Here is a 2,567-nt window from a genome sequence, read left to right as displayed (position 1 = left end):
GGAGATCGAGGCGGCGGGCGGCGTCGCCAAGGAGTTCAACACCATCGCGGTCGATGACGGCATCGCGATGGGCCATGACGGCATGCTCTACTCGCTGCCGTCCCGCGACCTGATCGCCGATTCGGTCGAGTACATGGTCAACGCGCATTGCGCTGACGCCATGGTGTGCATCTCGAATTGCGACAAGATCACCCCCGGCATGCTGATGGCGGCACTCCGCCTCAACATCCCGGTGGTCTTCGTCTCCGGCGGGCCGATGGAGGCCGGCAAGGTCAACCTCTCGACCGGGATCAAGAAGGTCGACCTCGTCGACGCGATGATCGCCGCCGCCGACGACCGCGTCACCGACGCGGACGTGCAGGTGATCGAGCGCTCGGCCTGCCCGACCTGCGGCTCGTGCTCGGGCATGTTCACGGCCAACTCGATGAACTGCCTCACCGAGGCGCTCGGCCTGTCGCTGCCCGGCAACGGCTCGGTGCTGGCGACCCATGCCGACCGCAAGCGCCTCTTCGTCGAGGCCGGCCACCTGATCGTCGACCTCGCCAAGCGCCATTACGAGCAGGACGACGCCTCGGTGCTGCCGCGCGCCATCGCCTCGATGACGGCGTTCGAGAACGCCATGACCCTCGACATCGCCATGGGCGGCTCGACCAACACGGTGCTGCACCTGCTCGCCGCGGCCTATGAGGGCGAGGTGCCCTTCACCATGGCGGACATCGACCGGCTGTCGCGCCGGGTGCCGGTCCTGTGCAAGGTCGCCCCGGCGGTGGCCAACGTCCACATGGAGGACGTGCACCGCGCCGGCGGCATCATGGCGATCCTCGGCGAGCTTGACCGGGCCGGCCTCATCGACACGGATGTCGGCCATGTCGGCTCCGGCACCCTCAAGGAGGCGCTGGCGCGCTGGGACGTCGCCCGCACCACCAGCGAGAGCGTGCGCGAGTTCTACCGCGCGGCGCCGGGCGGCATCCCGACCCAGGTCGCCTTCAGCCAGGCATCGCGCTGGGACGAGCTCGACCTCGACCGTGAAGGCGGGGTGGTGCGTGACGCCGCCCACGCCTATTCGCAGGATGGCGGCCTCGCGGTGCTGTACGGCAACCTCGCCGAGGATGGCTGCATCGTGAAGACCGCGGGCGTGGATACCAGCATCCTCAGCTTCTCGGGCCCAGCCCATGTGTTCGAGAGCCAGGACGCGGCGGTCGAAGGGATTCTCGGCGGCAAGGTCCAGGCCGGCGAGGTGGTGCTGATCCGCTACGAGGGTCCCCGCGGCGGCCCCGGCATGCAGGAGATGCTGTATCCGACGAGCTACCTGAAGTCGAAGGGCCTCGGCAAAGCTTGTGCGCTGGTCACCGACGGGCGCTTCTCGGGCGGCTCCTCGGGCCTCTCGATCGGCCACGTCTCGCCGGAAGCGGCGGAAGGCGGCCTGATCGGCCTCGTCGAGCAGGGCGACCGGATCGAGATCGACATCCCGAACCGGCGCATCCACCTCGCGGTCGACCCTGCCGAGATCGAGAGCCGGCGCGCGGCGCAAACTGCCAAGGGCTGGCAGCCCGCGGCGCCGCGCAAGCGCAAGGTGAGCGCCGCGCTGCGGGCATTCGCCAGCATGACCACCAGCGCCGCCCATGGGGCCGTGCGGAAGATCTGATCCCCAAGGATCTAACCCTATGACTGTCGTGCGGCTGACGCCTCAGGAAGCCCGCCGGGTCGCCCTGGCGGCACAAGGGTTTCACGCAGCACGACCCGCGAGCGTCGGTCCCCGGCACCTCGCCGGCACGATCGACCGACTCGGCCTGCACCAGATCGACAGCGTGAATGTCCTGGTGCGGGCGCATTACCTGCCGGCCTTCTCGCGGCTCGGCGCCTACGACACGGCCCTCCTCGACCGCCGGGCCTGGGGCCCCAGGCGCGACCGGCGGCTGTTCGAGTACTGGGCGCATGAATGCTCGCTCCTGCCGCTCTCCCTTCACCCGCTGCTGCGCTGGCGCATGGCCCGGGCCGATCGGGGCGAGGCCGGCTACCGGGCGATGCGGAGTTTCGCCACCGAGCGCCGATCCGAGGCGATGGCGTTGCTCGCGCGGCTTCGCGACGAAGGCCCGCTCTCGGCCTCCGACATCCAGACCGGCCGGGCCGGCTGGTGGGCCTGGAGCGAGCCCAAGCGCATGCTCGAATGGCTGTTCTACGCCGGCCATGTCACCACCGCGACGCGGCGGCGCAGCTTCGAGCGGGTCTACGACCTCACCGAGCGGGTGATCCCGCCGGACATTTTTTGCCTGCCCGACGTGCCGGAGGCGGAGGCGCACGCCCAGCTGGTCGCCCTCTCCGCCCGGGCGCTCGGGATCGCCACGGCGTCAGAACTCCGCGACTATTTCCGCCTCGACGCCCCTGACGCCGCCCTGGCCATCGCCCGGCTGGTGGAGGAGGGCATCCTGCTCCCGACGGAGGTGCCCGGCTGGCCCCCCGCCTACCTCCACCGCGACGCCACACTCCCCCGCCGCGTCTCGGCCCAAGCCTTGCTCGCCCCCTTCGACCCCCTGGTCTGGGAGCGCACCCGCACCGAGCGCCTGTTC

General features: G+C 70.5%; 2 protein-coding genes. Both read left to right on the top strand.

The features are described 5' to 3' along the window. Window positions 1-1,645: dihydroxy-acid dehydratase (gene ilvD, locus VP06_RS33000; RefSeq protein ID WP_048468054.1), on the top strand; the 1,645-nt coding region annotated here is incomplete at its 5' end. Window positions 1,646-1,664: 19 nt separating this feature from the next. Beyond that, the coding region (locus tag VP06_RS32995) for a winged helix-turn-helix domain-containing protein (RefSeq protein ID WP_048468053.1) at window positions 1,665-2,567 on the top strand (903 nt) is incomplete at its 3' end.

The sequence above is a fragment of the Methylobacterium aquaticum genome, assembly GCF_001043915.1.
Lineage (GTDB): Bacteria > Pseudomonadota > Alphaproteobacteria > Rhizobiales > Beijerinckiaceae > Methylobacterium > Methylobacterium aquaticum.
The sequence above is the reverse complement of the archived record's forward strand: the minus strand, read 5'-3'. Positions and strand labels throughout refer to the sequence as shown.